At 62.3% G+C, this 26,746-nt stretch carries 25 protein-coding genes and 2 pseudogenes; 11 read left to right on the forward strand and 16 right to left on the reverse strand.

All coding sequences use genetic code 11. The features are described from left to right. The first annotated feature begins 12 nt into the window (after positions 1–12). Both CO666_RS20060 and fhuB read left to right on the forward strand, forming a co-directional pair. Positions 13–852 (forward strand): iron-siderophore ABC transporter substrate-binding protein, encoded by an 840-nt coding sequence (locus CO666_RS20060; RefSeq protein ID WP_425352422.1) that lies wholly within the window; start codon positions 13–15, stop codon positions 850–852. Then, positions 849–2,816, forward strand: a complete 1,968-nt coding sequence (gene fhuB / locus CO666_RS20065) for a Fe(3+)-hydroxamate ABC transporter permease FhuB (protein WP_097613953.1) — start codon at positions 849–851, stop codon at positions 2,814–2,816. The genes CO666_RS20060 and fhuB overlap by 4 nt, the downstream gene beginning before the upstream one ends. Before the next feature lie 333 nt (positions 2,817–3,149). Here the strand turns inward: fhuB and CO666_RS20070 are convergent, their stop codons facing one another. Beyond that, positions 3,150–5,330, reverse strand: a complete 2,181-nt coding sequence (locus CO666_RS20070) for a TonB-dependent siderophore receptor (protein WP_097613954.1) — start codon at positions 5,328–5,330, stop codon at positions 3,150–3,152. Between the two features lie 397 nt (positions 5,331–5,727). On the opposite strand from CO666_RS20070, the gene CO666_RS20075 reads away from it, so the two are divergent. The 4 genes and pseudogenes from CO666_RS20075 (at position 5,728) to CO666_RS20090 (ending at position 8,570) form a co-directional block, all read left to right on the forward strand. Next, the gene (locus CO666_RS20075) at positions 5,728–7,008 is read left to right on the forward strand and encodes a GGDEF domain-containing protein (RefSeq protein WP_097613955.1); all 1,281 of its coding nucleotides are present in this window, start codon (positions 5,728–5,730) and stop codon (positions 7,006–7,008) included. 2 nt (positions 7,009–7,010) lie between these two features. Further along, positions 7,011–7,184, forward strand: a pseudogene (locus CO666_RS34580) (dihydrodipicolinate synthase family protein); the annotation flags it as partial. 161 nt (positions 7,185–7,345) lie between these two features. Continuing rightward, positions 7,346–8,020 carry a L,D-transpeptidase gene (locus tag CO666_RS20085; RefSeq protein ID WP_097613956.1) on the forward strand — a complete coding sequence of 225 codons (675 nt, stop codon included), beginning with the start codon at positions 7,346–7,348 and terminating at the stop codon, positions 8,018–8,020. 13 nt (positions 8,021–8,033) lie between these two features. Continuing rightward, positions 8,034–8,570, forward strand: a complete 537-nt coding sequence (locus CO666_RS20090; RefSeq protein WP_097613957.1) for an OmpA family protein — start codon at positions 8,034–8,036, stop codon at positions 8,568–8,570. Between the two features lie 62 nt (positions 8,571–8,632). Here the strand turns inward: CO666_RS20090 and CO666_RS20095 are convergent, their stop codons facing one another. After that, entirely contained in the window at positions 8,633–11,095 is a 2,463-nt protein-coding gene (locus CO666_RS20095) for a beta-glucosidase (RefSeq protein ID WP_097613958.1), read from the reverse strand. 127 nt (positions 11,096–11,222) lie between these two features. Here CO666_RS20095 and CO666_RS20100 point away from each other — a divergent pair, with 127 nt between their 5' ends. After that, on the forward strand, positions 11,223–11,861 hold the full coding sequence (locus tag CO666_RS20100; RefSeq protein WP_097613959.1) for a TetR/AcrR family transcriptional regulator: 639 nt from the start codon (positions 11,223–11,225) through the stop codon (positions 11,859–11,861). Positions 11,862–11,999: 138 nt separating this feature from the next. Here CO666_RS20100 and CO666_RS20105 read toward each other — a convergent pair whose 3' ends face one another. Both CO666_RS20105 and CO666_RS20110 read right to left on the reverse strand, forming a co-directional pair. Further along, positions 12,000–12,437: a hypothetical protein gene (locus CO666_RS20105; RefSeq protein ID WP_097613960.1), complete on the reverse strand. Its 438-nt coding sequence runs from the start codon at positions 12,435–12,437 to the stop codon at positions 12,000–12,002. A gap of 9 nt (positions 12,438–12,446) precedes the next feature. Next, the gene (locus CO666_RS20110; RefSeq protein ID WP_097613961.1) at positions 12,447–12,995 is read right to left on the reverse strand and encodes a hypothetical protein; all 549 of its coding nucleotides are present in this window, start codon (positions 12,993–12,995) and stop codon (positions 12,447–12,449) included. Positions 12,996–13,248: 253 nt separating this feature from the next. On the opposite strand from CO666_RS20110, the gene CO666_RS34205 reads away from it, so the two are divergent. The 4 genes from CO666_RS34205 (at position 13,249) to CO666_RS20125 (ending at position 17,343) form a co-directional block, all read left to right on the forward strand. Then, on the forward strand, positions 13,249–13,416 hold the full coding sequence (locus CO666_RS34205) for a hypothetical protein (protein WP_164740457.1): 168 nt from the start codon (positions 13,249–13,251) through the stop codon (positions 13,414–13,416). 88 nt (positions 13,417–13,504) lie between these two features. After that, positions 13,505–14,479, forward strand: a complete 975-nt coding sequence (locus tag CO666_RS20115) for a SctD/MshK family protein (protein WP_097613962.1) — start codon at positions 13,505–13,507, stop codon at positions 14,477–14,479. A gap of 23 nt (positions 14,480–14,502) precedes the next feature. Then, positions 14,503–16,437, forward strand: coding sequence for a flagellar biosynthesis protein FlhA (locus CO666_RS20120; protein WP_097613963.1), 1,935 nt, complete (start codon positions 14,503–14,505; stop codon positions 16,435–16,437). A gap of 39 nt (positions 16,438–16,476) precedes the next feature. Continuing rightward, positions 16,477–17,343, forward strand: coding sequence for a pectate lyase (locus CO666_RS20125; RefSeq protein WP_097613964.1), 867 nt, complete (start codon positions 16,477–16,479; stop codon positions 17,341–17,343). A 52-nt stretch (positions 17,344–17,395) separates the two neighbouring features. Here the strand turns inward: CO666_RS20125 and CO666_RS20130 are convergent, their stop codons facing one another. The 12 genes and pseudogenes from CO666_RS20130 to CO666_RS20185 form a co-directional block, all read right to left on the reverse strand. Then, a complete protein-coding gene (locus CO666_RS20130; protein ID WP_097613965.1) occupies positions 17,396–18,193 on the reverse strand; it encodes an EscU/YscU/HrcU family type III secretion system export apparatus switch protein in 798 nt (265 codons plus the stop codon). Beyond that, positions 18,180–18,989, reverse strand: coding sequence for an EscT/YscT/HrcT family type III secretion system export apparatus protein (locus CO666_RS20135; RefSeq protein WP_097613966.1), 810 nt, complete (start codon positions 18,987–18,989; stop codon positions 18,180–18,182). The genes CO666_RS20130 and CO666_RS20135 overlap by 14 nt, the downstream gene beginning before the upstream one ends. Positions 18,990–18,999: 10 nt before the next feature. Beyond that, positions 19,000–19,269 (reverse strand): flagellar biosynthetic protein FliQ, encoded by a 270-nt coding sequence (locus CO666_RS20140; protein ID WP_046977183.1) that lies wholly within the window; start codon positions 19,267–19,269, stop codon positions 19,000–19,002. Between the two features lie 65 nt (positions 19,270–19,334). Then, positions 19,335–19,988 carry a type III secretion system export apparatus subunit SctR gene (sctR, locus tag CO666_RS20145; RefSeq protein ID WP_097613967.1) on the reverse strand — a complete coding sequence of 218 codons (654 nt, stop codon included), beginning with the start codon at positions 19,986–19,988 and terminating at the stop codon, positions 19,335–19,337. Continuing rightward, positions 19,988–21,007 (reverse strand): FliM/FliN family flagellar motor switch protein, encoded by a 1,020-nt coding sequence (locus tag CO666_RS20150; RefSeq protein ID WP_097613968.1) that lies wholly within the window; start codon positions 21,005–21,007, stop codon positions 19,988–19,990. Before CO666_RS20150 ends, sctR begins: the two co-directional genes overlap by 1 nt. Continuing rightward, complete coding sequence (locus tag CO666_RS20155) at positions 21,004–22,323, reverse strand: FliI/YscN family ATPase (protein ID WP_097613969.1); 1,320 nt, start codon at positions 22,321–22,323, stop codon at positions 21,004–21,006. The genes CO666_RS20150 and CO666_RS20155 overlap by 4 nt, the downstream gene beginning before the upstream one ends. Beyond that, positions 22,316–22,870, reverse strand: coding sequence for a type III secretion system stator protein SctL (gene sctL, locus CO666_RS20160; RefSeq protein ID WP_245436823.1), 555 nt, complete (start codon positions 22,868–22,870; stop codon positions 22,316–22,318). The genes CO666_RS20155 and sctL overlap by 8 nt, the downstream gene beginning before the upstream one ends. Positions 22,871–22,875: 5 nt before the next feature. Continuing rightward, positions 22,876–23,502, reverse strand: coding sequence for a hypothetical protein (locus CO666_RS20165; protein WP_097613971.1), 627 nt, complete (start codon positions 23,500–23,502; stop codon positions 22,876–22,878). Between the two features lie 2 nt (positions 23,503–23,504). Further along, a complete protein-coding gene (sctJ, locus tag CO666_RS20170; protein ID WP_425352421.1) occupies positions 23,505–24,398 on the reverse strand; it encodes a type III secretion system inner membrane ring lipoprotein SctJ in 894 nt (297 codons plus the stop codon). 5 nt (positions 24,399–24,403) lie between these two features. Next, positions 24,404–24,880: a hypothetical protein gene (locus CO666_RS20175; protein WP_097613973.1), complete on the reverse strand. Its 477-nt coding sequence runs from the start codon at positions 24,878–24,880 to the stop codon at positions 24,404–24,406. Between the two features lie 51 nt (positions 24,881–24,931). Further along, positions 24,932–25,186, reverse strand: coding sequence for a hypothetical protein (locus CO666_RS20180; protein ID WP_097613974.1), 255 nt, complete (start codon positions 25,184–25,186; stop codon positions 24,932–24,934). Between the two features lie 300 nt (positions 25,187–25,486). Next, a pseudogene (locus CO666_RS20185) lies at positions 25,487–26,746 on the reverse strand (hypothetical protein); the annotation flags it as partial.

Raw genomic sequence — 26,746 nt, forward strand, 5'->3', positions numbered from 1 at the left:
CTGCTTGGCGCCATGGCCATATCAAGCGCACCCACTATGACGCGCGCCGGCGACGGCGGCGTGGTTTCGCTCGACTATGGACTGGCATCGACAATGCTTGCGCTCGGCGCGGTACCGCGCGCGGTTGTCTCCTTGAGAAACTGGGGGGAATGGGTGGTCGTGCCGACAATGCCGCCCGATGTCGTCGATCTCGGCACCTCCTCGGAAATCAATCTCGAAGTGCTCACCAGCATCCGGCCGTCGCTCATTCTCAGCACCCCTTTTCTTGCGGCGCTGGATGAAAAACTGTCGCGGATCGCCCCCGTCGAGCGGTTCACCATCTATGCCGAGCACGCCGAGGCACTCGACTGTTCCTACGCCGAAACGCTGCGGCTCGGCACGATGATCGGGCGGCCACAGGAAGCAAAAGCATTTCTGTCTCTTGCCGACGCCACATTCGATCGTTTGCGGGAGCGGACGAAAAGCCTATCTTCGCCTCCAATTGCCGTCATCAATTTCATCGACAACAGACATGCGCGCATCTATGGCGGCCCGGGGCTTTTCGGCGGCGCCATGCGGCGCATCGGGCTCGATAATGCCTGGAAGGGCGAGGCCAGCTACTGGGGATTTCAAACGATCGGCCTGGAACAGCTCGCCGAACTCGACGAAGAGGCGCATCTGATCATCGTTTCGCCGCTGCTTCCGCCCGACGTCCTCACACAGCTTTCGCAAAGCCCACTCTGGACCAGCCTTCCCTTCGTCAAACGGCAACGGATTTCGGTCATCCCAGGCGTTCTGATGTTCGGAATGGTCCAGGAGGCGCTGCGGTTTTCCACCCTGGTCGTCGATGCCCTGGAGACTGCCGCCCGATGAAGGCCAGATTTTCTCATCTCGGGGCGCCCGCACTTGCGGTGCTGCTGCTCCTGTCCGGATTGGGCCTTGCCCTATTGGAGGTTTTGCCGGCCCTGCCCCATCTTAAGGCCGCGACCGGCGGTTACGATGCGCAACGCCTTCTCCTCCTCTATTCGACGCTTCCGCGCATGGCGACGGCTTTGATAACCGGCGCCGCCCTCGCGCTCTCCGGCACGATGCTGCAGCAGGTGCTGCGCAACCCGCTCGCCTCGCCGACGACGCTCGGGGTGTCGGCCGGCGCCAATCTGGCGCTGGTTTCGGTCATGCTCGCCTTTCCCTCGCTGACGGGATGGGGCCGCGACGCCGTCGCGCTTTCAGGAAGTGCGCTGGCTGCCCTCGCCATCTTCTCGATCAGCGCACGGCACGGCTTCTCGCCCTTTTCCCTCATCCTGTCGGGCCTGATTATCGGCCTCTGGTGCGGGGCGGCGGCAGCCATTCTGGTGCTGATGAACGATCAATATCTCTCGGGGATCTTCATCTGGGGCGCCGGATCGCTGTCGCAGCAAAGCTGGGCGATCCCGACATCGCTGCTGCCGAAGGTGGCGCTGCTTTCCGGGCTTGCCCTTCTGGCCACAAGGCCGCTCGCTCTCAGCCAACTCGGCGATGCCGGCGCAACAAGCCTCGGCCTGCCGGTCAAATGGGCACGGAGTTTCATCCTGGCGATTGCCATCGCACTCTGCGCGCTCGTCACCAGCGCTGTCGGCGTCATCGGCTTCATCGGGCTGGTCGCCCCGCAGATCGTGCGGCTCGCCGGCGCAAGACGGATCATCAGCCAGTTGATCTGGTCGCCGGTTGCCGGCGCCGGTCTTCTGCTGCTGACGGATCAGGCAATCAAGCTTCTTGCTCCCGGCGATTTCGTACCGACGGGAGCGGTGACCGCACTGCTCGGCGGACCGATCCTGATCGCTCTTCTGCCGCGTCTCGCCACGGCCTCGCGCACGCTGCCCGGCGTAACGCCGCCGCGGCATGCAGCCGGAAACAAAGCGGCATCATTCGCCGTTCTGCTTGCCTGCATCATCGCCTTGGCGATGGCCGCAATCTTCTTCGGCCGCGCAGCCGACGGCGCCTGGGCGTGGCTGCCGGCCGCCTCATGGGATGAAATCCTTCCGCTTCGGCTGCCGCGGGTCGCCGCCGCATTCGGTGCCGGAACCGTGCTCGGCGTGACGGGATTGATCCTGCAGCGGCTGACCGGAAACGAAATGGCGAGCCCCGAAGTGCTCGGGGTCTCGGCAGGAGCAACGCTCGGCGTTGCGGCTGCCATGTTCACCTTTGCCGCACCGGGACTGACGCTCCAGCTTGCCTTTGCCGGCGGGGGCGCTCTTGTCGTGCTGACGCTGATCTTCCTGTTGAGCGCGCGTTCCGGCTTCGGCCCGAACCGCGTGCTGCTCGCCGGCATCGCCTTCGGCGCGATCCTCGACGCCGGGATCGGCGTCCTTGCCGCGAGCGGCGATCCGCGGGGTCTGGCACTGATCCGCTGGATGGCGGGCTCGACCTATTTCGTCGACAATGCGGTGGCGGCAACCGCCCTTCTGATTGCGCTCGCCTGCCTCATCGCTGCCTTTCTCGCGAGCCGATGGCTTGCCCTGCTGCAGCTTGGGACCGAGACGGCAAGCGAACTCGGCCTGAGGATCGTTCCCGCACGTGCTGTTCTGTTCGGGCTTTCGGCGATCATGACGGCGGCGGCGACGCTCGTCGTCGGCCCCTTGAGCTTTATCGGATTGATGGCGCCGCACCTTGCCCATGGACTCGGTCTTCGCCGGCCCTCCACCCAGCTCCTCGCCGCCGCCCTGATCGGGGCCACCCTGCTGGTCATTGCCGACTGGACGGGGCGGATGATCGCTTTCCCCTATCAGATCCCCGCCGGATTGATCTCGGCTCTGGTCGGAGCGCCGATGTTGCTGATCGTTCTGCGCCGGCGGACGTGAATTGCAAGGCATTCGCATTTGAACGAGGGCCTGGGATAACGCAGCCCCACCATACGTATTATGCCGAACATCGGGTTGCGCCTGCACACATCACGCACTGTCTTCAAGCAGCGCTACACCGCCTTCCGGGCGATGACCCGTCTAAATGTCACGGTCGCAAACATCCCTGCCGGGGTAGGACGATACCTGTCTGCAGAAAAAAGTGAGCCGCTTCCGTGGCAACAGGAAAACGGGCTACGCCACCGGGCCGTCGCGGTCGACGGCCCGGTGGCGATAGCATGATCGACGATAAAGTCGGGCGGGAAGCCGCCCCCTTCATCTCAATCGCCGTGCTTACCACCGATACTTCAGTGTGCCGGTCATGTTGCGGCCCTGGCCGAGGTAGCAGAAGCCCTCGTTGCAAACGGTGTCGCGCTCGTCGGCAATGTTGCGGATATTGAAGGCAGCTGTCAGGCCTTCGTATTTCTTGTCGACTGCGCCGAAATCATAAGCTGCGGATGCATCGACATAGAAGCTCGAAGGGTTCTTCGAGGTGTTGGCGGTATCGGTCCAATTTTCGCTGACATAACGAACACCCGCGCCGACAGACAGGCCATGGAAGGGATTGGCTTCCTGGAACGTGTAGTTGGCCCAGAGGCTTGCGACATGCGAGGGTGTCACAGCCGGCGTGTTGCCTTCGTTGGTTCCCGCAGTCACCTCAGAATGATTGTAGGTGTAAGCGGCGATGAGGTCCCAGCCATTGCCCACGGCTGCGCGGGCTTCAAGCTCGATACCCTTTCCCGTCACCTCGCCGAGCGAGTCATAGGCGAGGGTCAACGGATCGACGAGCACCGGCTTGTTCTGTTCGACAATATGATAGGCGACCGCCGACAAGAGGATATCGGAGCCCGGCGGCTGGTACTTCACGCCGAGTTCGTATTGTTCACCCTCGGTCGGCTTGAGAATCTTGCCGGATGTCGACCGGTTGGTCACCGGGTCAAACGACGTCGAGTAAGAGACGAAGGGCGCAATGCCGTTGTCGAAGAGGTAAAGCGCGCCGGCCTGCCAGGAGAAGGCGTTTTTGTTGACGTCTTCCGAGTCGTTCAGGCCGAAGGAGGGGTAGGTCGTATCACGTGTCTGATTCACCCAGGTCTGTCGGCCGCCGAAATTGAAGCGCCAGTTGCCGGCCTCGATCTGGTCCAAGGCATAGACGCCGACCTGGCGCATATCGGCGTCGGCCACGATGAAGTTATAGGCCGGCGTGGCACCGGAGACGCCATAAGTCGGGTTGGCGATATCGAAATCGAATGCCGAATTGACGGCGCCGATGCCATAGCCCCAGTTCGACTGGAGATTGGTGTAGTCGACTCCGAACAGCATCGTATGGGCTAGCGGGCCCGTATCGAACTTCGCCTCCAGCTGATTGTCGACCTGGAAGACGTTCATTTCGTCGCGGATCGAACTTGCGTTGCGATGTGCGACGGTCCCGGTCCAGCTTGAGATGCCGAGGTAGCGGGCGCGAAGATCGAGATGCGAATAACGCAGATTCTGCCGGAACGTCAGGCCGTTGTCGAATTCATGCTCGAATTGATAGCCGACCTGCTGCTGCTTGACCTTCTGGTAGTCGTAGTCCGGATCGCTCTGCCTGATGTCGAGAATCTTGCCAGCTTCGGTCGTAACCGCACCGACATTGGAATTGGTCTCGTCGGACTGCACCAGACCATACACTGTCAAGGACGTGCCCTCGTCAGGCTTCCAGGTAAAGGACGGCGCCAGGAAATAGCGGTCGTCGGCAATATCGAAATTGGTATCGCCGCGCCGCGCAAGGCCGACGATGCGGTAGAGGAAATCGTCGTTGTCTTCGCTGATCGGCCCGCCGAAATCGAACATCCCCTGCACCCGATCCTTAGTGCCGTAGGTAATGCCGACTTCGCGAATCGGCTCTTCGGTCGGAAGCTTCGAGATCTTGTTGACGAGGCCACCCGGCGATCCCGAGCCGTAGAGAACGGACACCGGCCCCTTGATCACCTCGACGCGCTGCAGTTGATACGGGTCGGTGCGGAACATGCCGTAATTGATGTAGGGCTGGCGCAAGCTATCACGATAGTCGCCGACGGTTGTGACGTTGAAGCCACGAATGAAGATCTGGTCGAAACGCGGATCGAAGCCGTTCGGTCCAGTCGTCACGCCAGCGGTATAACGCACCGCCTCGATAACCGTCTGCGCACCGCGCTGCTCGATTTCCTTCTCGGTGGTGACCGAGACGGAACGCGGCGTTTCGACGAGCGGCGTGCTGATCTTGGTCGCGCCCGCGCTGTTCTTGGCCGTCACCGACGTCCGATCAGTCTTGCTATCAGAGGATGCACCTTGAATGACGATCGGTTCAAGCGTCGTCGCGGTGTCGCCTGCGGAGGCGCTCTGAGCGGAGGCCGGCGATGCAGCAATGCCGATCAGAACAACCGCCGTCGTGGCCAATAGGCTCTCTCTATAAATTCGCGGTAGATTATTAGAAACATTCAAAAAAACACGCGCCATCACTTGGTCCCTACGTCACAGATGCGCGCGGAACCTATGGAGCGAAATTGGCCTTGTCAACATAAGGTGATTGTTTTAGTCATCTTTTATTCGATAAAATCTCCGCGCGTGACTCTCCCGAACAGGTTGCACGCAATATCGAGGTCCGCGACGTTCTCCGCCGGGTGATTGCCGACGGAGGGCGGTTTTGTCGTGCGACAGGCCAAGTGCGGAGCGAGCGGCCAACGGCCGGCCTTGATGGGAATCGAACCGTGAATAGACTGTGGCCCGATGTGACACATTGTTGACGGCAGACTGTCATCATCCGGTACAAAATCATTAGGCCAAGCCCATCGTCTTTTCGGGCGAACTCCGCGGCCCGCCTTGTCTCCGGCCATCTTCTCCCTAGATCCGCCAGATGGATACCGAGCGAACCACAGCTCCTATCAAAGCGGTAAGGGCGTCTTCGCGGAAACCTCTCCAGAGGTTGAGCCCGGCCATCGCAGAGCAAGTCGAGCGCCTGCTCGGCGGACGCACGCGCGATATCCGCCTGCATGGGGAGCTGGCTCGGCTTTTTCGCGAACGCTCCTGGCCGCGCACGGCCAAGATCATCCGCGCATGGATGGTTTGGGTTATCGTGCTCGACATCCTGACATTGGCCCTCAATGCGATCCTGCTTCCGGCAGAAACCGTGATGTCGATGCTTTGGCCGGCGTCTATCCTTCCCCCCGCCGCCCTTGTCGCCGTGCTGGTCTTCCGGCGGCCGCACGCTTTGTGGCTGCAGGGCGTTTTCATCCTCTCGACGGTTTTTCTCATCCTGCTGTCGGTCGCCTTGGTGGGCGTCAACAGCGGCGGCGAGTTTTATGAGCGGCATTTGACCATCATGCTGTTTGTGGCCGTCACCGCCATCATCATCTTTCCCGTTCCGCTCGGCTGGGCGATGGCGATCGGTGCTTCCGCGCTTGGTCTCTATCTTGTGTTTCAGCTGCACAATCCCGGCATCGAAGCGGGAAGCGCTCTCGCCGGGACGCTGTTTTTCGCGAGCGGTGTGGCCGCAACCATCGTTGCCCGGCGCACGACAACCATCTTCGCTCAGAAGACTTTCCTGCTTGAGTTACGAGATCGCAGTCGCCTCGCAGAGCTGACCGACGCCAACTCGCAGCTGGAATTGCTGGCGCGGACCGATCCGCTGACGGGCGTCGCCAACCGGCGTTCGATGATGGAAACGCTCCATCACTTCTGGAACGAGGAGCTGAAACCTACGAGCGGCGCCGCGATGCTGATGTGCGATCTCGATGACTTCAAGCATCTCAACGACAATCTCGGGCATGCCGAAGGCGACCGCTGCCTGGTGAAAGTTGCCGGCATCATTCAGAGCAGCATGAGGGACGAGCGGGATCAGGTCGCCCGTTACGGAGGCGAAGAGTTTCTCGTCTTTCTACCTGGCTCCGATGAAAAGGAGGCCAAGGCGGTCGCCGAGAGAATCCGCAGCCGGGTTGAAGCCGCGTCTCTTCCCAATCCCACCTCCCGCGTCGTTCCCTGGGTCACGGTCAGCATTGGAATGGCGATATTGCAAAACGGTTGCGCCGTGTCCGCAGAGCACATGCAGCGCCAGGCGGATGCGGCGCTCTACCTTGCCAAGAAGACTGGCCGCAACCGCGTGGTGGTCCACACGCCAGAGGCCGAGCAGGCCAGCTGACCTTTCGCCGTGACCTCGGCTATTCGAACGCTGCTCTCGACAAGCTTTTGAGCGCCATCGGCAATCGGGGACCCGTGGGCATTCGTTTGGGCTTTCCCTATCCTTCGATAGACGCAGCGGGGGCGGTCAGGTTGCGACGCATCGCACGCCCCGAACTCGCCGATCTTTTCCTCTGAATTTGCTCGTGTCGGGCGGAGACAAATGATCTGGGGTTTGCTGGGCCAACATCGCCCTCCCGGAGTAACGGCAAGAGGCAGGAGAAGAATTTTCGGTTGTCGCAAATGAAAAATCTGATTTACTGCTACTCCGCTGCTTGGCTTTGAGGGGGATATTGCCGATGCCGTGGACACGCAGAGATATTGTGCTTGGTGGATTGGCGTTACTTGGCGCCGGTGCCGTTCAGAAACCCGCATTTGCCGCGGCGTCTTCCAATTTTGCCGGTACCGCTGTCGACAATGGCGTGACCTTCCAAAAGACCAACTTCGCCAAGATCGACAAGAAGTGGCAGCGTCAGGTCGTCAAATATTTCAGCAGCGAGCCGATCGGCACCGTCGTCGTCGATACCAGACACCATTTTCTCTACGTGATCATGGAGAACAAGACGGCCATCCGCTACGGCGTCGGCGTCGGCCGCGAGGGCTTCAAATGGTTTGGCCGCGCCACGATCGACGCCAAATCCCTTTGGCCGCGCTGGACGCCGCCGCCGGAAATGCGCAAGCGCCATCCCGAACTGCCGGAATTCGTGGAGGGAGGCTCACCGAAGAACCCGCTCGGGCCGCGCGCCATGTACCTGCATCGCGACGGCGTCGACACCGGCTATCGCTTCCATGGCACGCTTGAGCCGTGGAGTATCGGCAAGGATGCCTCCAGCGGCTGTATCCGTATGTTCAACGAAGACGCCATCGACCTTTATCAACGTTGCCCCATCGGCACGGCTGTTCAGGTTCTGCCGCATATTGCCGACCAGGCCGAAAGCGCCACTCAGGTCAGCCAAACAACCCCGGTCGAATAAGGATATCACCCTGATGTCTGCTACTGCAGAATATACGAGGCGCCTTCTCGCCGCGGCCATGCTCCTGGCGCTTGCCGCCTGCTCCACCACAGAGGTCGCCTCCCTGGAAGAACCCACGGCCGCGCCGATGACCGGCCAGACCAACGATCCCGCGCCCGGTTTCGAGAATGTCGCGGCCGGCAGCGAAGAGGATTTTATCCTCAATGTCGGCAGGCGGATCTATTTCAAGCAGGACTCCGCCGCGCTCGATTCCGTCGCCATGGCAACCTTGGACAACCAGGCCGTCTGGCTCAACAGGAACCCGACCTGGCTGCTCAAGCTGCAGGGATTTGCCGACGATTCCGGCTCCGCATCGAAAATGGAGACGCTGTCGCAGAAGCGCGCCGATGCGGCGATGGCCTATCTCGCCTCGAAGGGCGTGGACCCCAAGCGCATGTGGGCCAAAGGCTACGGCAACGACCGGGAAGTCCGCGACTGCACGGAGCGCTCCTGCAAAGTGCAGAACCGGCGCGTCGTCACCAATCTGCGCACCCAGCCCGACGCGGTCTGATCGCGGACGCCCCAACCGGTAACGGCTACGCTCGAATACGACATAGAGTCGCCGGCCTGCCTTTATTGCGAGGGCGGCAGCACATACTCGCGTGGGGACGGCAGATCGATGACGAACCTGATATCCCCCGCATTCGCCGCCACGACCAGCTGGTAGTCGCCCGGCTCGGCCCGGAAGGCGCCGGCCTCGACGTCGAAATAAGCGAGATCGCGCGGCCGGATCTTCATCACCGCCGTGCCGGTCTCGCCGGGCTGCAGCGAGAGCTTTGCGAAGGCGCGCAGTTCCTTGTCCGGCCGTTCCACCTTGGCCTTCGGCGAACTGATATAGAGTTGCACCAGTTCGGAGCCCGCCCGATCGCCTGTATTGGTCAGGTCGAGGCTGACGGTGATGCCGTCGGGCCCCATTTCCCCGGCCGACAGCCGCGGTTCACCCCAGCTGAAGCGCGTATAGCCGAGGCCGAAGCCGAAGGGGAAGAGCGGTTCGACGGCGCGAGTGTCGTGGTGACGGTAGCCGACGAACACGCCTTCGGCGTAGCGTACATGCCCATCCTTGCCGGGATAGATGGCGGGATCGCTCGTGATGGCGGAATTGTCGGCCAGCGCCTTCGGGAAGGTCTGCGGCAGGCGCCCGCCGGGCTCGACATCACCGAACAGGACATCGGCGGCGGCATTGCCGAGTTCCTGCCCCGGATACCAGATCTGCAGCACGGCGCGGACCTTGTCGAGCCAGGGCATTTCCACCGGACCGCCGGTCTGCAGCACAACGACGGTATTGGCATTGGCGGCGGCCACCTTCTCGATCAGTTCCTCCTGCCGGCCCGGCAGCCGCATGTCGGGCAGATCAAGCCCTTCCGTATCCCATTCACCGTCGCGGCCGACGAAGACAAGCGCGACATCGGTATTGCCGGCCGTCTCGACGGCTGCCGCGATATCGGCCTCACCGAGCGGCTTTTCGACGCCGAAACGAATGGCGATGAGGTTGATGCCGTCCCCGCTCGCGGTGGACGGCTCATATTCGACGGTGATCGCATAGGCCCGGCCGGCTTCGAGCGCCACCGTGCCGCGCTGTTCGTCATTGGCGGTGCCGAAATAGTTTTCGCCGCGGGTCCAGCCGTCATGGCCGTCAACCGTCAGCGCGCCATCGACGAAGAGCCGCGCCAGGCCGGCATTGGTCATGCCGAAAACATGATCGCCGCTCTCCTCCGGCACGAATTGCATGGTCATCCGGGCCGAGAAATCGGCCGGATCGAGTTCATCAGACGGCAGTTCGAACCAGAAGAACTCACCCTTGTCGACGGTCTCGACATGCAGCGGATTGCCCTGGCAGCCGCGGCCCTTGAAATATTCGACGAGGATTTTTCCCTTGAACACGTCGATCAGACGGTTATGGCGGCAGCCGACGGCGTGGCTGATGCTGTTGGCATTGGCAAGGGCGGCGCGAATGCCTTCGAGTGGGCTCACCGTATAATGCGCGGCGATCTGGGCGCTGCCGCCGCCCATGACGCGCGCGGTGGCGGCGTTCGGTCCGATGACGGCAATGCGGTCGAGCGAGGTCTTGGCAAGCGGCAGGATACCGTCGTTCTTGAGGAGGACCGTGCCCTCGGCGCCGAGGCGGCGGATCAGCGCCCGATCCTCCGGCAGATCGATCGCCCGCTCGGTGAGATCGGGTTTGCTCTCGAAGGCGCCGACCCGCTCGAGCAGCAGCAGCATGCGCCGCGCCGCCGCCTTCACGGTTTCGGCCTCGACCTTGCCCTCGCGCACGGCGGCAACCAATTTCTCGCCGCGATCGCGCGCCGGACCCGGCATTTCGAGATCGAGACCGGCATTGATCGTCTCGGCCGTCGAATGCGAGCCGAACCAGTCGGACATGACGATGCCGTCAAAACCCCATTCCTGGCGCAGCACCTCGGTTAGCAGCCAATGATGCTCGCTCGTATAGGTGCCGTTGAGGCGGTTATAGGAGGACATGACGGCCATCACGCCGGCGCGGCGGACGGCCTGTTCGAAGGGCGACAGGTAGATTTCGCGCAGCGTCCGCTCGTCGATATCGGAAGACATGGTCTGCCGCTCGATCTCGGATTCATTGCCGGCGAAGTGCTTGATGGTCGCCGCGATCCCTTCGCCCTGTACGCCGGCGATATAGGCGACGGCCAATTCGGCGGTCAGCATCGGATCTTCGGAATAACATTCGAAATTCCGGCCGTTGAGGCCGGAACGATGGATATTCACCGTCGGCGCCAACAGCACGGCGGCCCCCTTGCTCTTGGCCTGGCGCGCAAGGGCTGCACCCATCTGGGCGACGAGTTCGGGATTCCAGGTGGCGCCGAGCGCGATGCCGACGGGAAAGCAGGTGGCCTTGACGCCGGCGACCAAGGAGCCGGCGCCACGCGCGCCGTTCGGGCCGTCCGTCACCTTGATTTTCGGCACACCGAGACGCTCGACGGGAACGGTCGTCCAGAAATCGGCGCCGGATAGCAGGGAGACCTGCTCCTCGAGCGTCATCTGGTCGAGAATGGAATCGATCATGCAAGCCTCCCAAGGAAATCCTTAAACCTACCGATTACTCGGTATTTTTAGGATGTCAATCGGGCAGGCCTGATGTATGGATGGGAGCACAGGAGAAATCGGCTAAGAGCCGTGGCAGACGAGGACGATGACAGAATTGTCGGAACAGAAGGCCGGACCGGCGCAAAAGCGGCAGCGCCGATCCCGCAAGGGAGAGACACGCCGCGCCGAAATCCTGACGGCAGCGATGCGGCGCTTTGCCGAAGACGGCTACCAGAATGCCGCCATCGCCGACATCGCCCGCGATGTCGGCCTGTCGCTGCCCGGCCTGCTGCACCACTTCCCCACAAAGGTCGATCTGCTGCTTGCGATCCTGGCCAAGCGCGATCTCGAAAGCGCTGATTTCATCGGGCACTATCGTTCGGATCTCAGCGGCTTGCTGAAAGGCATGGTCGAGGTCTTCCGCCGCAACGCCGGAATGATCGAGGTCGTCAGAGCCTTCGCCATCCTCAATGCCGAGAGCCTGATGAAGGATCATCCCGCCAAGGCATGGTTCCTCACTCGCGCCATTGAGATGCAGAACGGCATCGCCGCGACTTTCGAGCGGGCTATCACCGATGGCTCGATCGATGATAAGACCGACAGCCGCGCGATGGCCGCCGAACTGATCGCCGTGATGGACGGGCTGCAGATGCTCTGGCTGCGCGACCCCGATCGCTTCGACATGGTCGGCGGCCTGGAAGCCTATGTCGGCCGGCTGCTGGCGAGCCTCGGTTTGGAAGGCTGATCGGCTTTATCGTCAAAGCGCGCCAGCCAGACCCGCTCCGCGGGCTCGTGGCGGAATTGGGCGAGTGCGGCTCAGCGAGCCGAATATCTCAAGCGACTATGCACCCCGCTCAGCCGCGCAATTTGCTGATATGGGAAATCAGTAATTTCGGTCGAGCCTTGATACTCGCGCTCGTTTTTCTGCTGTTTCAATGGAAATTTCGGTGCGCAGGACCGCCTTTTGGGCATCGGAAAAATCGGCAGCGGCTTGTTCTGCCCGCTCTTGGACGGCGAGCCGGGCGAGCTTGCGCGTCTCAAGCAACACTCCCGCATCGGCTTTACGGCTGCGCAACACGGATTGCCGCATCAGCGCGTCCTGCAGCTCAGCGCCGGAAACAATGCCGTCCTTGCACAATTCGTCGGCGACAGGGTTGCCTGCGGCCCGGCTCGCAGCGATCTCGTGCAGTTCGGAGGCTTTCATCTCCTCTTCGCTTGCCCGCGCGGCAGCCGCACGCGCCTCGGAGAGGCTGCGGCAAAGATTGTCCGCCCGCAGATTGCGTATCTCCAGCAACTGTTTGAGAGATCTCAACGCCGTCATGACCGCCGCTCAGGCGCCGTTGCTCGTCGACAGGATTTCCATCTGGCCGCCCTTGATGACCTTGATGCTGTCGGTCTGCTGCCGGCTCAGCACATCTTCGACGGCCTTGACGAACACGGCCGGGCCGCGCACCAGCACCAATCCGCTGGCCGCATCTTCACGCAACGCATCGTCGGGCAGGACCGGGAACAGCGCGCGGATGGCATTTTGCTCGGTCTTCCAGCTGCGGCCGCCGCGATCGAGGACGACGGTGGTGACCTCCTGCTTCGGCGCGATGATGATGCGGCTGCCGTCATAGGCCACGAAGAGATTGCTGGCATCGCCAAGCTTGACGAAGGCATTGGCGCCGCTTTCCCGGACGGACCAGTGCTCGACCTTGCCGCTGAGGGTCCCGACGGTGGTGACCGGAATGCCGGACATGAAGGACAGCGTCTGGACGACATCGCCAAGCGGCAGCGAGACGACATCGAGGCGCACTTCCCGTTCGCTGGCTCCGGCCGACAGGGGAAAAGCCGCCAGCAGTCCGAGTACAGCCATGTAAACAAAACGCGAAAACATATGAGTTTACCTCACAATCCGGATATCGTCCGCCAACAACATGATCGAAGGAGGCATGGATACGAAATAGCGATCATTAAGACTTCTCTGACTATATTGTTGCAGATCGCCAAGGCGCGGGGAACAGCCTCGATATCCACTTCGCGCATTTGGTGTACATATTGCGAATTAATAGTTTTTTAACATAAGATATTGAAATCTATTTTGAATTCTGCGAGGTTCTGGCCGCCAATCCATGCAAGGAGTTTAAGACATGGCTACCAGCACCAGTACTTCTACACTTGACGCGGGCATCAGCTCCGCAATTTCCGCCTTCAAGTCGGCTCAGAACGAAGCAACCGCGCAGAGCCTGCAGGTCGCAACCGAGATCACCAAGATCAACGGCGTCGCAAACGCCATCAAGAAGATCGGTCCGGGCTGATTGAACGCAATGGTGAGACGGGTTCGCCCGTCTCGCTTCCCCGCTCTCGAAGACAATAGAAGCCGCGCGACGGACGGTTCGGGAATAGATGGCTACCGATTTGGATTCCTCCTCACCGACATTCAACCCCGGCAAAGGCACCGCCGGCAACGCGGCTGCCGATAGCAGTGTATCCTTGCGCATCACGCGCGCCGGGCGAAGCTCCATTCTGCCGTTGGCGACGGAGCGACAGGTGGTCGGCGGCAGCGCCGATTGCGACCTGATCATCCTCGGCGACAAGCCGGAGCCCGCCTTGGCCATATGCCTGCAGCGCTCGCGCGGCTCCTACACGGTGTCGTTGACCGCACTGCGGGACGGCGTGACGGTCGATCGCCGCTCCATTCAGCGCGATCAGAAGATTACGCTTGAGAAAAACCAGACCCTCTCTTTCGACGGCACGACATGTCGGCTCGAAGGCCTTGGCGCCGGGCGCGTGCGCTTTGCGCCGCGCCGGATCGCCGCTGCCGGCCTTCTCGTGCTGGCGGCCATGCTTTTGCTGGCCGGCTTCTACAATAGCGATGCGCCGACGCAACAGGCGCCGCTCGTCAAGGCTCAAACGGCACCCGAACCGGCGCCGTCATCGGCTGCGATCGCCGCCGAAATCCGCCAGGCCGTGCGCATGGCGCAGCTTTCTCCCGATTTGAGCGTCGTCACCACCGCCGACGAAATCCGCATCGGCGAGGGATCGGCTCCTCTCAGCCTGCCCGACAAGACCAAGCTGCGCGGCATCATCGCGTCGATGAGCCGCCGCAGCTCCGTCGCCATCGTCGATCTCACCGCCCTCTCCTCCGGCCTCGACGGCTTCGTTGCCGCCGCCGGCTATACGCCCGTCAGGTTCATCATCGGCTCCGACGGCCACCGCTACGAGGAAGGCGATTTCGTCCCGAGCGGCTGGCGGATCAAGGAGATCCGCAACGACCAAATGGTCGTTTCCCGCGACAGTGAGGACGATACGGTCAATTTCGCCTCCGCCGGGAATGCCGATCCCAAGCTGGCCGAAATTTCCAGCAACGAACAAGATTAGCCGATGGCGTCGAAAGCCGGATCATGAAGGTAAGGTCATCCGCCATCGCCATGCTCGCGCAGCGCACGGACATGCTGCTTGCAGTGTTTTTCGCCTCCGTCGTGACGATGCTGGTGCTGCCGCTTCCGACAATCGTTCTGGACGTGCTGATCGCCTTCAATCTTTCCTTCGCCTTCGTGGTGCTGATCACCACGACCTATCTGAAGAGCGTCCTCGAAATCTCGACCTTTCCCGCCGTCATTCTGATCGGCACGCTGTTCCGGCTGGCCTTGACGATTTCCTCGACGCGGCTTGTGCTGGCGGATGCCGATGCCGGCGAGATCATCATGGCCTTCGGCGATTTCGTCGTCTCGGGCAACGTCGTCGTCGGCCTGATCATTTTCCTGATCGTGGCGCTGGTGCAGTTCATCGTGGTGACGAAGGGCGCCGAACGTATCGCCGAAGTCGGCGCACGTTTCACCCTCGACGCCATGCCGGGCAAGCAGCTCGCCATCGACAGCGACCTGCGGAACGGCCATATCAGCACGGATGCCGCCCAGAAGCGCCGGACGCGCCTCGAACAGGAAAGCCAGTTCTTCGGCGCGATGGACGGCGCGATGCGCTTCGTCAAGGGCGATGCGGTCGCCGGACTGGTGATCGTCGCCGTCAATCTCATCGGCGGCCTGGCGATCGGCATCTTCCAGAAGGGTCTGAGCTTTGCCGAGGCCGCCCATCTCTATACGCTGCTGTCGATCGGCGACGGCCTGGTCTCGCAGATCCCATCCATCCTCATGGCCGTCTCCGCCGGCATCGTCGTGACCCGTGTGTCCGACGACGGCAATGGCAGCCTCGGCAGCGATATCGGCCGCGAGCTCTTCCGCGAACCGCGCGCATTGGCGATTGCGGCGGCGCTGACGATCTGCGCGGGCTTCGTTCCGGGATTTCCGACCAGCGTGCTCAGTGCGATCGGCCTCTCCCTGGCGGGCCTCGCCTTCATGGTTCATCGCCGGCGCGCGGGCCAGCCTGCGGCCGGAGCGGCGAACGCAGTGGAAAGCGCCAATTCCTATCCGCTCGACAGGACGAAATATGGCGATCCCGTCGTCGCCACCGTCTCCCTGGAAACGCTGGCGCGACTCGAGGCGATGAGGCTCGGCGAAATGCTGGACGGGCGTATCCGCATGGCGGCGCGCGCCGTCGGCGTCTCCGTGACGGTGCCGACATTCAACGCCGATCCCCGCATGGCCGAGGATCTCATCCATCTTCAGGTCGAAAACGTGCCGGCCGGGCTCATCGGCTGCGGTCCTGAACGAACGGCCGAACAGATTGCCGACGACATGGTGCGCATCGTCCGCCGACATATCGGCGCGCTTTTCAGCGTCGACGATGCCGCGCAATGGCTGGGCAGCCTCGAACCGCGCCTCGGCAAGCTGGCGATCGATGTCGCCACCCAGGTCCCGCTGATGCTGACGGTCGCGGTTGTCAGGCGCCTGCTGGATTCCGGCGTGACGCTGTCTCAGCCGCGCGGACTTCTGGAAGTGATGCTGCACGCCGGCACCGATCATGAGCCGGAGGCTCTCGCCGAAAAGGCACGTGCCGCGCTGGTCAAGCAGATCGCTTTTGGGCTTCTCGACCGGCGTGGATTATTGCCCGCCCTAGTGCTTCCCGCCGAATGGGACCATCTCGTCCGGTCCTATGAGGCAAGCGGAGCAACCGAGAGGATCGAGACCGGCGAAAGACTGCGCCTGCTGGCCGAGAAAACCAGACAGGCCCTGGAGGACGCCAATGAGCAGGGACACGATCCCGTCATCATCGTGCCGGGCGAGTTGCGCTGGCTTACCCAGATTCTGATGATCGGCCACAACTGCCGCATTCCGGTGTTGGCGGCGGAGGAGATCGACCGGGAGATCGTGATCGAAACCGTTGGGGAGATCGGACAAATCCGAAACGCTGCCGGATTGCAACAAAGGTCGAGCTCATAGAACGAGCGAAATAGAAAAAGCCAGCAGGGGATGAATGCAATGTATGGCGTAGAGGGACAGAGGCCCATAGACTTCGACAGAACCTCCCGTTTCGACCTCGAGTCCGGCTGTCATGGCGGCGGCAACAAGGTCGATACCGACTCCAACCGCACCCACACCACGGATTTCACCACCAGCCAGACCCGCAAGGTCTCGCCCTTCGAAGACACCTCCGGCAATCCACCGATGCTGACCTCCTATGTGCCGAAGTCGCGGACGTCGGAAAGCGGCACGTCCGAAGGGAAGCAGGCCAAGACCTCGGAGACCACGACGGAAAAGTCCGATCTCTCCAGAGAAGGCGACGTCATCGTCGTCAACACGCCGATCGTCGTGGATGGAGGCGTGTTCGACGGCAAGGGCGCGACCTATACGGCCTCTTCCAAGCTCGGCGATGGCGGCCAGTCCGAAACCCAATCGCCGATCTTCATTCTCAAGAACGGCGCGACGCTCAAGAATGTCAATCTCGGCGAAAATGGCGCCGACGGCATTCATGTCTATGGCGGCGCGACGCTCGAAAACGTCAACTGGCAGAATGTCGGCGAGGATGCGCTGACGGTAAAAAGTACGGGCGACGTCACTATTATCGGCGGCTCCGCCAAGGGCGCGACCGACAAGATCTTCCAGATCAATGCCGACACGAAGTTCTATCTGAAGGATTTCGTCGCCGACGGCTTCACCACCCTCGTGCGCACCAATGGCGGCAAGCAGATCGACGCCGACGTCACCATCGATGGCGGCGCGTTCTCCAACGGCAGCAACGTTTTCCGCACCGACAGTTCGCTTGCCAGCGTGAGGTTCCTGTCCGATATCACCATGGACAGTGTGAAGAACTGGACGCGTGTGGGTGACAAGCAATCGGGCGTCTGAGACGCCCGGTCATAACGTGAAGATCGAGCGGGCGCCTCAAGCGTCCGCTTTTTCATTGCTGGCCTGGCCCTTGCCTGCGCGGTGGGCCGCTGCGCATTTCCGCGCCGATCTGCCGACGCGCCGATTTCAGCTTCGGATCGCCCTGGGTGTCCTTGTATTCGCGCCGCGCCTCGGTCTTGGTCATGCGATGCTCGTGCCTGAACAGCGCGCGCGAAATGCGGATATCGAAAAATGCCGCTGCCACCATGATGCCGGCAGCGATGACGAGGATCGAGCCGAGCAGATGGGCTGCCGTGGAGAGCGAACATGCCTCTCCGCAAAGAGGCGCCCAGAAAATCCCGTTGAGGAAATAGAGGATCGCACCGCCGCCGGCAGCGGCGAGCAAGACAAATTTGACCAGCCCCTTGATGAACTCGGCGATGCTGGCGAGCGAAAAAAGCCTCTTGATGCCGTCGAACGGATTGAGCCGGGTGAAATCGAAGCTCATATGCTTGAACGAGACGGGAAAGCCTTGTGCGTCGAGGATGGAGACCAGGATGGTCGCGGCAAGGCCCATCGCCAGCGGCAGCCATATGAGATCGAGCAGCGCCACACCTGTTTCGCTCAAGCCGACGGCGACGGCGTCGGAGAGATCGGCCCGGGAGGAGGATTGCAGAGCAGAATCGAAACTACGGGCGAAATCCGCGAGGATTCCCTGCAATCCCCAGGTGACATAAACCGCGATGGCGAGGACGGAGATCGCGACCGGGATTTCCTTCGAGCGCGGAACCTGGCCATCGCGGCGGAGCCGATCGAGCTTCACCCGGCTCGGCGGCAGGGTTTTTTCCTCGGTATCGTCATTTTTGGCCATGGCTCACCTCCAGCATGGCTTTCACCTCGTTGAAGCCATCGACCCAGAGATCGTGGAAATAGCTGGAGATGAAGGCCGTGTAGATGACGAGGATGACCATGACCGCGAAGTTCTTGATGGCGGGCAGGCTGTCGTTCAGCGGGAACTGTTTGGACGAGCGGCCGACGAAGGCCAGCGACAATTCGAGCGCACAGGTGACGATCATGAACGGGGCGGCGAGCAATCCGGCCGCTTTGAAGAGCCGGCCGAAAACACCGAGGATCATGTCGAGCGGGTCGTCGGGCATGGCGGGTGTCAGCTTCAAGAGCGGCCAGAGCTCGAAGGATTTGTAGAAAATCGCGACCAGATCGATGATACCGCCGGCGCCGACGAAAATCACCAGGGCGATCGACATCATCAGCGAACCGAGCGGCGCGGTTTCCAGCGCGTTGATCTGGTCGAAGAGATTGGCGGCATTGGCGCCGCGATAGACATCGGTCATATCGCCCGCCGCCTGCGCCGCCCAGAAGGGGATGCCGAGCCCCATGCCGAGCAAGGCCCCGAAGCAGAGCTCTTTGATCGCAAGGGCGGCGAGATCGAACCAGGACGTATCCCCGAGAGCCAGTACCGAATAAGCGAAGGCGACGGAGGGCGCCGAAAGGCCGATCGCAAGGCCGAAACGTAAGATTCCGACGATGCTGAACAGCGAGAAGATCGGGAAGATCAGCAGGATCCCGAGCGCGCGGGCAGCGCCCAGCATCGCCGCCGCAGGTGCCGCGACCTCGATGCCGACGAGCGGAAGATGATCCGGCCCCATCCCCCTCGCCTCACTGAACCATGGTCGGGAAGTCGTTGAGGATATGAACGGAATGTTCGATCAGCGGCGTTGCCAGTACCCGGCCAAACAGCAGCAGGGTGATGGAGATCACGAAAATCTTGACGATCTGCGCGATGGTCTGTTCCTGGATCTGCGTGGCGGCCTGGAAAATGGCGATGACGAGGCCGAGAAGCGCCGCCAGACCGAGAATGGGGCCGGCCAAGGCGAAGGTCGCCATGACGGACATGCCGATTTCGGCAGCGACCTGATCCTCACCCATGACGGCAAGCCTTTCCCGTCGGCGCGGCAGGCGCCCGAACCGGTGCTGGCGTGAAGGCGCGATGCTCACTGCGCATAGGACAGCACCAGGCCTTCCAGCAATCGCCGCCAGCCGTCGATCGAGACGAACAGCAGCAGCTTGAGTGGGGTGGAAACGACGGTCGGCGACATCATCTGCATGCCGAGCGCGACCAGAATGGCGGAGACGGCGAAGTCGATCATCAGGAAGGGCAGATAGATCAGAAATCCGATTTCAAAGGCCCGCGTCAGTTCCGAAACCAGGAAGCTCGGCGTCAGCACGGTGATGTCGTCGGCGGCAATGGGGGTAACCGGCGCGTTCGCCCAGATCTTCTGCGAGGCCTGCACGAAGAAGTCGCGAACCTCGGCGTCGGAAAATTTCAGCATGAAATCCTTGAGCGGGCCGGCGACCTTGACCATGCCGTCCGCCATGCCGCCGATCGTGCCGAAATCGCCGCTATGGGCCAGCAGCAATTGCCAGCTATTTTGCAGCACCGGGTTCATCACGAAGGCGGAAAGCACGATGGCGATGGCGAAGACCAGCAGGTTCGGCGGGGTCTGCTGGATGCCGATCGCATTGCGCACGATCAGCAGGACGACCGAAATCTTGGTGAAGGACGTCGCGATCACGGCGATGACCGGCAGCATCGAGATTGCCGCCATTGCCACGAGGCTCTGGGCAAGAGGAAAGGTCTGTTCCATCAGTCGTGCAACACTGTCACGCGAACGGCGCTCAATCCATCCACCGAGATGATTTCACCCCGTCCGATGACACGGCCCTGAGCGATGATATCGACGGCATCCGTCAGCGGCCTGTCGAGGGTGAACACATAGCCTTCGCCGATCGTCTCGAGCGTGCGAAGCGGAAGTTCCAGCCGTCCGGCATCGAAGACGAGCTTGATCGGGATGCTGTCGACAGGCGACGGACGCGGCTCGCCCTGCAATTCCTGATCGACGGTTTCATTCGTCATGAAATGCCTCATTGGTCCGGTTGGCGTCGAAAGAAGCGGCTCAGTGAGGACCGCGCCTTTGTCCGATCGCATGCAGGTTGCAAGATAACGTTCGCCGGTGACCGCGGTGATGGTCTCTGTCGCCGCCCCGTCGATGACGATGCCGTCACCCGGTCGCAGGGATTTGATCTCACCGACCGACAGCACGGCATAACCGCGCCGGATGTTGACCGTCGTCGTCAGGGAATCGAGGGTGCGGCGCGGCAGGCGGCTCGCCCAGCCGACCAGACCACCCAGAAAAGTCTCGTCGAAACGGCCGCTCAAGGGCAGGCTGATGCCGTTCCAACCGATTTCGAAGCCGAAATTGCCGGCGAAATCCGGCTCCGGCTCCACACCGATCTGCAGCAGCGAAAGGCCGGCGCCGATCTTGTTCTCGACGGCCTCGAAGGCCTCGGCAAACCGATGCTCGACCACCGCCGCCTTTTCCTGCGGCGACAGTTTTTCCCAGAGAAGCAGCGGTTCCAGTCTTTCGGCCAGCAACCGCAGCGCTCCGGCCGAAGCGATCAGCATCTGCTCCCGCTCGCCGATACGGCAGAGAAAGCCGACCGGATCGGCGATCCGCCCGGCCGCGATATCGGGGGACAGGGGGCGAACGGAAAGGGGCTGCTCCCCGACCGGAATGTGCCAGGCGGCGCGCATCATCACACCGGAACGGGAAAAGAAGCTCTCGGCCATCGATGACCGGGGCCATGCGGGCGCAACGATATTCATCGGACAAGCTCCTCGAGCGCTTCGACGATCGCGCCGAACGGCTGCGGCTTGCCCTTCCCGTCAAACAGGAAGCGCTGGATGAGGCCGTGTTTGGCGACGGCTTCGTCGACGGCGGCATCGCGTCCCTGGCGATATTCGCCGACGCGGATCAGCAATTCCACCTCGTCATAGAGGGCGAGCAGGGCGCGCAGCCGGTCGGCTGCCCGGCGATGGTTCTCGCTGACGACCGCGCTCATCGTCCGGCTTCGGCTGGCCAGCACGTCGATCGCCGGAAAATTGCCTGCCCTGGCGATCTTGTCGGAGAGCACGATATGGCCATCCAGCAGCGACCGGGTTTCTTCAGCGATCGGATCGTCCTGCTCTTCGCCTTCGACGAGCACCGTGTAGAAAGCCGTCATTGTGCCTTTTGCACTGTTTCCGGCGCGCTCGAAGATCTGCGGCAGGACGGCGAAGACGGAGGGTGGAAAACCACGCCGCACCGGCGGTTCGCCGGCGGCGAGCCCCACCTCGCGCAAGGCGCGGGCCATGCGGGTGACGCTGTCGATGACGAGCAGCACATGTTTTCCCTGCTCGCGAAAATGCTCGGCAATCGCCGTTGCCGTCATCACCGCCTTGAAGCGCTCCAGGGCCGGGCGATCCGATGTAGCGACGACCAGCGCCACATCCGACGCAACGCCTTCCGGCATGTTGCCGGCAACGAATTCGCCGACTTCGCGCCCGCGTTCGCCGACCAGCGCGCAGACGATCACATCGGCGTTGCTGTTGGCGATGATCTCGGACACCAGCGTCGATTTGCCGGCGCCAGGCGGGCCGAAAATGCCGATGCGCTGGCCCTGCCCGCAGGTCAGCAACCCGTCCAGGGCGGCAATTCCCGAGGTAAACGGCTGCCGGATGGGACGGCGCGACAAGGGATCGACCGGCTGGCCATAGAGCGGCTGCAGGGAGCGCGTGTCGTCGCCGGCAGGATTGGCGGAAGGACGCAGGACATTGCCGTGCGCGTCGACGATTGCCCCGAGCAGGAAATCGCCGACGGAGACGGCAGGCTCCCGGCCGGTCGGGACGATTTCGGTGCGCTGGGAGATGCCGCGGGTTTCGCCGTGAAGCGACAGAAGCGCCGTCTCGCCGTCGATACCGACGACATCGCCAAGGCCGATGCGGCCCCTGCCTGGCTCATGCAGTTCGCAAAGTTCGCCGATCCGTACCGAGGGAATGACCGCCCGCACCAGCAGGCCCGAAACGCTTTTCACGCGGCCGCTCTGCCGCCGCACGTCCGTCTGTCCGAGTGTCCGCTCCATCCGAAGCAATGCGTCAACCATGGACGAGGGCCTCGATCACGGCGGCGAGCTGGTCTTTCAGGCCGATCTGGCTTCGTCCCGCCGATGTTTGCAGGACGATCTCGCCTGGAGACATCAGCGCATCCGTTTCGACAGTGATGCGATGATCGATATCCGCAATCGCCCGGGCCATCATGGCGACGTCCTCGGGGGCGACATGCAGGGCGACCTCCTCGGCCTCGGCGGTCTCTGAGATGGCGTGACGGACCAATTGCCTCGTCCGTTCGTCGGCCTCCATCGATCCGAGGATCAACCCGACCGATTTCAGCACCACCGTCTCGATCCAGCTGTCGAGATTGGAAATGTCCTGTTCGGCTTTTCCGAGCGAGGCGGCAAGCTGCGCGGCGGCATCGCGAACGCCCTGTTCGAACCCGGCGCGGTAGCCGTCTTGAGCGGCCTGCTCGCCCACTGCTGCCAGTGTCGCCTGGGATTGGGCCGCCTCCTGGCGGGCGGCCGCCAGAATTTGCGCCGCCTCCCTGATCTGGCCGAAATCCTCCGCCGGGATGATGCGGTTATGGTGTGCAAACATCGAGGTCATCGTCCGGCGCCTTCCTGTAGGACGACCTCGCTGACGGCAGCCGCCGCCAGGGCGAGCGCCGGGCTCCTCAGGAGGGAAGCCGAACCCCCTTCGGCCATGTCGCGCCAGCCCGCCGACCGCCAGGCAGCGGAGATCCGGTATTCGTCTGCCAGAAGCGCCAGCATGCACCAGCCATCGGCCTCGACGATACGGCTTGCCTCTCGGCTCAAGAGATCGAGCGGCGGCGTTGCCGCGGAAAGATTGATATGGCCGAGAGCGAATGCGACCGCTTCCTCGCCATAGACAGCCCTGAGTTCCGCAAGGGTCGGGCGATCGACCGCAGGGCAGAAGGCTGCGAGATGATAGGCAAGGCCTGCCCGCAGCGCCGCCCTTGCGCGTTCGTCCGCCGTCATGGAAATCAGGCGGCGGGCGCCGTCGGGAAAGCTGGCGGGATCGCCATGGGCTTGCGCAATCTCCGTGAAAAGCCGCCGATGCAGCCGGGGCGACAGAGACCTCCCACCGGCAAGCAGCGGCCCGATCTCACCCCATCGCGCGGCCGTCGGGATATCGGCGGAGAGCAGGGCTGCCTTGCGGAGCTTTGCCGCATTCGAGATCGCCTCGCCGTCGGAACGCGGCGTGCGCATGCTCAGCGCTCCTTCCGCTGCGGCAATAGCAGCAGCAGGCATGCGCCGATGGCGAGGATGATTGCGCCGATCACGGCCAGATTCGGCGCTTTGACAGCCGAGAGGGCAGTTTGCGCCATCGACAGTGGCGCTGCGGCGGGTGCTGATGTCACGGTTGCCACCGGCACGGGCGTTGCCGTTGCTGCCGGCACGGGCTCGGCCGTCGCCACAGGCACGGGCTGGGCCGTTGCCACAGGCACGGGCTGGGCCGTTGCCGCGGAAGCCGGCTGCGCGCCGACCTCCGACCAGGGGCTGACCACCACCGAGACATCCTCATAGGAGAGGTCGCGGATGCTGTTGACCAGAACCGACCGGCTTTTCATGTCGATCTCGGCGAGATTGGCGCCGGGGCGATATTGCAGCACCGCTGCGGCCCTCGCCTTCTCCTTGATCAGCCCGCGGCCGTTCTCCTCCGGCAGCACCACATGGACGCGCGCCGAAGCAATGCCATCGAGCCCCGAAAGCGTTTCGGCGAGCTGCTGCTCGATGGCGTAGCTCATCCGGGCTTTCTGTTCGTAAGGCGTCACCAGGAAGCCATTGCCCGGAAAAAGTTCGGCGACATTTCCGAACGACTGGCGCGGCAGGCCGGCGCCTGCCAGCAGCTCGATCGCCCGGGCATGATCGGCGGAGCCGGCGGCGATCGCATATGTCCCGCCCTTTTCGCTCTTCATGGTGACGGAAATCCCTGCGCGTTCGAGCAGGACCTGGGCATCCAGCGCATCGCGCTGGTCGAGCCCCGTCAGCACGTCCTGGCTGCAGGCGGCAAGGAACAGGCAGAGGGCGAGCAGGCCGGCCTTCGGAAGCAGTTTGCGTGCGGGCGAAGAGATCGACGATCTCGAATGGGCCGGTGTGCTCATGATGCTCACTGGCCCTGCGTCAGCCGTTTGGACGACGACATCACCGACTGGGTGAGCGACGACAGCAGCGTCGTGCCGGTGGCGAATTGCTGTGATTTCTCCAGCCGGTCGATCGATGTGGCGATGTCCTCGACCTTCGGGCCGCCGTGACCCTTATCCCCTGCAAATTGCACGAGCGGCGTCTCCGGCTGGCCGCTTCCGCCCACGGGCATGAAGAATGCCGACAGCCGATCGAGAATGCTGGAGGGCCTCGTATTGCCGTCCGGCGAATAGGACGGCGGAATCGCGTTGGATTCAGGCGCGATCTTGCGGCCCTGGGTGTTGGGAATGGATGCGAATTCGCTCGGCCTGATGCCGACAAGATCCGTGGGCTGCAGCCCGATCCGCTCCGCCACGATCTCTGCGGTCTTCAGGACATTGCCAGTCGATACGCCATCGACGGGCGGCGTGAAGGCGCGGCCGGAAAGTTCTTCTCCACTCATTGCAATTCCTCAACTCGGTACACGTCAACTGCAAGTGATGAACGGAAAACGCTACTCGTCGCTGCCTTCGTCGATCGCCTCCTTGGCGAAATTGAAGAGCGAATTGTTCAGCATCAGGGTGTTGGAAATCATGCTCGGCAGAAACGCGTCCACGGCCGCCGAGAGAACCTCGCTCTCGCTGTTCGGATCGACCTTTTTCGTCGTGCTGCCGGTGCTCGTCGGATCTTTCTTGTCGATCGTCAGCTCGACGGAGACGGGATTTGCAGGCGCCAGGTTCAGGTCGGAATTCACTGCATCTACGGCCATATGAGCACTTCCATCAAGGAATTATCAAAATGAATGCATGTTTTGATATGGACAAAAAAACAGCTGGTCAATTGTATAAACTTAACCGATGGTTAATTTTCAGAATTTACGGTCTTCTTAGGTAAATTTGTCGCTCATTATATTAAAATGCGATAATTCTTATCCACAATACGCTGCAAATATCCAAATTGCGCATTAAATTTATACTTCAATTTGTTGCAGGGAATGTTTACAGGTCCGGTCGGCGTCAAACCGACCGGACCTGTAAATATCCGTATATTTGCTGTTGCGAAAGCCGGATCAGCCGACCGCCGTACCGCGGCGCTTCTCGACATCAGCGGTGATCGCGTCCCAGTTCTCAGGGGTCAGCTCGCGCTGTTCCGGTTCGCGCGGCGCGGGGCTGACGCCGCCCTTGGCGCCGATGATCGGACCCGTCTTGGCATAGATGCCGACCGTGTCGTTGACCGTGCGCTTGAGCATGTCGTTCATCATGTCGGTCTGCTTGTGGAAGGCTTTTTCCTGCTTGATGCTTTGGTAGATGGTAAAGCCCGACCAGGCGGCCCAGGACACTGCGCCGGCGACCGCGAAGGCGAGCGAAAAGCCGCCGGAGACCAGGGCGACCGTTGCGCCGGTGCGTCCGAGGAAGGTGGAATTCACCAGCATATTGGCGACGCCCGCCAGGCCTTCGATCGCGCCGATCGTGTCGGCCGCAGTTCCGATGCCCATGAAGACGAGGTCGACCGGGTCGCCCTTGCCGCTCGTGAGCCCCTGCAGGAACTGGTAATATTCGATCGGCAGCCAGGCGACGCCGGCAACCGCGCCGACCGTCGTCCCGGTATTCTTGAAGAAGGCGGAAAGCACGCTGCGCTGGGCCCGCGCCAGTTCGTCGGAAACGCCGACGAGCGAGCCGATCCCGTCCAGCAGTGAGAAATTCGAGGCCTTGATCGCCGAGCCGAGCGCGCTGCCCATATGAGCCAGTGCGCCGAGGGCGTGCAGAACCACGACGCCGATGCTGTCCCAGGTCGGGCTGGTCATGTTGAGGCCCGCATAGATCGAACGGGAGGCCGTCAGCACCGACATCACGCCGGAGGATAGCGCCGCCTTGTATTTGACCGGATCGACCCCAGCCGGCGCCGAGCTGGCGGTCTTGTCGATCAGCTTGCCGAGTTCGGCCTTGATGGTCTCGACGCTGCCACCCGGACGCATCGTCGCCCAGAGAGCGGTGAAGATCGTCGTGAAATTGGTCTTATATTGCGCCATGGCTTCGGCATTGCCCTTGAACAAGGTCTCCGCCAGTGCATCCAGGCTCGGGGCGATGATCTTCTTGATCGCTTCCTCGGCGGTCTTGCCGTCGACGATGATCGGATCGATCACATCCGTGCCCGGCATCAGTGTCTTCATCAGCCCCGACATGGAAAGCCCCATCTCCTTGAGGCTCGACGTCAGATATTCGCTGTCGATATAGGGCAGGTCGAGCGCCTGGATGGTCTTGCTCCAGCCATTATCCTTGGTGCCGAACATGCGCTCGGCGATCCAGGCATCGCCGCCGCTGCCAATGAA

Origin of the sequence: Rhizobium chutanense, from assembly GCF_002531935.1 — a bacterium.
GTDB classification, from domain to species: domain Bacteria; phylum Pseudomonadota; class Alphaproteobacteria; order Rhizobiales; family Rhizobiaceae; genus Rhizobium; species Rhizobium chutanense.

Bases quoted from the DNA above. Each gene is read 5' to 3' on its own strand.
- CO666_RS20125 (WP_097613964.1), top strand. From the start codon at position 16,477: ATGTATGGCGTAGAGGGACAGAGGCCCATAGACTTCGACAGAACCTCC.
- CO666_RS20085 (WP_097613956.1), top strand. From the start codon at position 7,346: ATGCCGTGGACACGCAGAGATATTGTGCTTGGTGGATTGGCGTTACTT.
- CO666_RS20105 (WP_097613960.1), bottom strand. From the start codon at position 12,437: ATGACGGCGTTGAGATCTCTCAAACAGTTGCTGGAGATACGCAATCTG.
- CO666_RS20115 (WP_097613962.1), top strand. From the start codon at position 13,505: ATGGCTACCGATTTGGATTCCTCCTCACCGACATTCAACCCCGGCAAA.
- CO666_RS34205 (WP_164740457.1), top strand. From the start codon at position 13,249: ATGGCTACCAGCACCAGTACTTCTACACTTGACGCGGGCATCAGCTCC.
- CO666_RS20095 (WP_097613958.1), bottom strand. From the start codon at position 11,095: ATGATCGATTCCATTCTCGACCAGATGACGCTCGAGGAGCAGGTCTCC.
- fhuB (WP_097613953.1), top strand. From the start codon at position 849: ATGAAGGCCAGATTTTCTCATCTCGGGGCGCCCGCACTTGCGGTGCTG.
- CO666_RS20130 (WP_097613965.1), bottom strand. From the start codon at position 18,193: ATGGCCAAAAATGACGATACCGAGGAAAAAACCCTGCCGCCGAGCCGG.
- sctR (WP_097613967.1), bottom strand. From the start codon at position 19,988: ATGGAACAGACCTTTCCTCTTGCCCAGAGCCTCGTGGCAATGGCGGCA.
- CO666_RS20100 (WP_097613959.1), top strand. From the start codon at position 11,223: ATGACAGAATTGTCGGAACAGAAGGCCGGACCGGCGCAAAAGCGGCAG.
- sctJ (WP_425352421.1), bottom strand. From the start codon at position 24,398: ATGAGCACACCGGCCCATTCGAGATCGTCGATCTCTTCGCCCGCACGC.
- CO666_RS20180 (WP_097613974.1), bottom strand. From the start codon at position 25,186: ATGGCCGTAGATGCAGTGAATTCCGACCTGAACCTGGCGCCTGCAAAT.
- CO666_RS20135 (WP_097613966.1), bottom strand. From the start codon at position 18,989: ATGGGGCCGGATCATCTTCCGCTCGTCGGCATCGAGGTCGCGGCACCT.
- CO666_RS20110 (WP_097613961.1), bottom strand. From the start codon at position 12,995: ATGTTTTCGCGTTTTGTTTACATGGCTGTACTCGGACTGCTGGCGGCT.
- CO666_RS20175 (WP_097613973.1), bottom strand. From the start codon at position 24,880: ATGAGTGGAGAAGAACTTTCCGGCCGCGCCTTCACGCCGCCCGTCGAT.
- CO666_RS20075 (WP_097613955.1), top strand. From the start codon at position 5,728: ATGGATACCGAGCGAACCACAGCTCCTATCAAAGCGGTAAGGGCGTCT.
- CO666_RS20140 (WP_046977183.1), bottom strand. From the start codon at position 19,269: ATGGGTGAGGATCAGGTCGCTGCCGAAATCGGCATGTCCGTCATGGCG.
- CO666_RS20150 (WP_097613968.1), bottom strand. From the start codon at position 21,007: ATGAATATCGTTGCGCCCGCATGGCCCCGGTCATCGATGGCCGAGAGC.
- CO666_RS20165 (WP_097613971.1), bottom strand. From the start codon at position 23,502: ATGCGCACGCCGCGTTCCGACGGCGAGGCGATCTCGAATGCGGCAAAG.
- CO666_RS20070 (WP_097613954.1), bottom strand. From the start codon at position 5,330: ATGGCGCGTGTTTTTTTGAATGTTTCTAATAATCTACCGCGAATTTAT.
- sctL (WP_245436823.1), bottom strand. From the start codon at position 22,870: ATGTTTGCACACCATAACCGCATCATCCCGGCGGAGGATTTCGGCCAG.
- CO666_RS20120 (WP_097613963.1), top strand. From the start codon at position 14,503: ATGAAGGTAAGGTCATCCGCCATCGCCATGCTCGCGCAGCGCACGGAC.
- CO666_RS20060 (WP_425352422.1), top strand. From the start codon at position 13: ATGGCCATATCAAGCGCACCCACTATGACGCGCGCCGGCGACGGCGGC.
- CO666_RS20090 (WP_097613957.1), top strand. From the start codon at position 8,034: ATGTCTGCTACTGCAGAATATACGAGGCGCCTTCTCGCCGCGGCCATG.
- CO666_RS20155 (WP_097613969.1), bottom strand. From the start codon at position 22,323: ATGGTTGACGCATTGCTTCGGATGGAGCGGACACTCGGACAGACGGAC.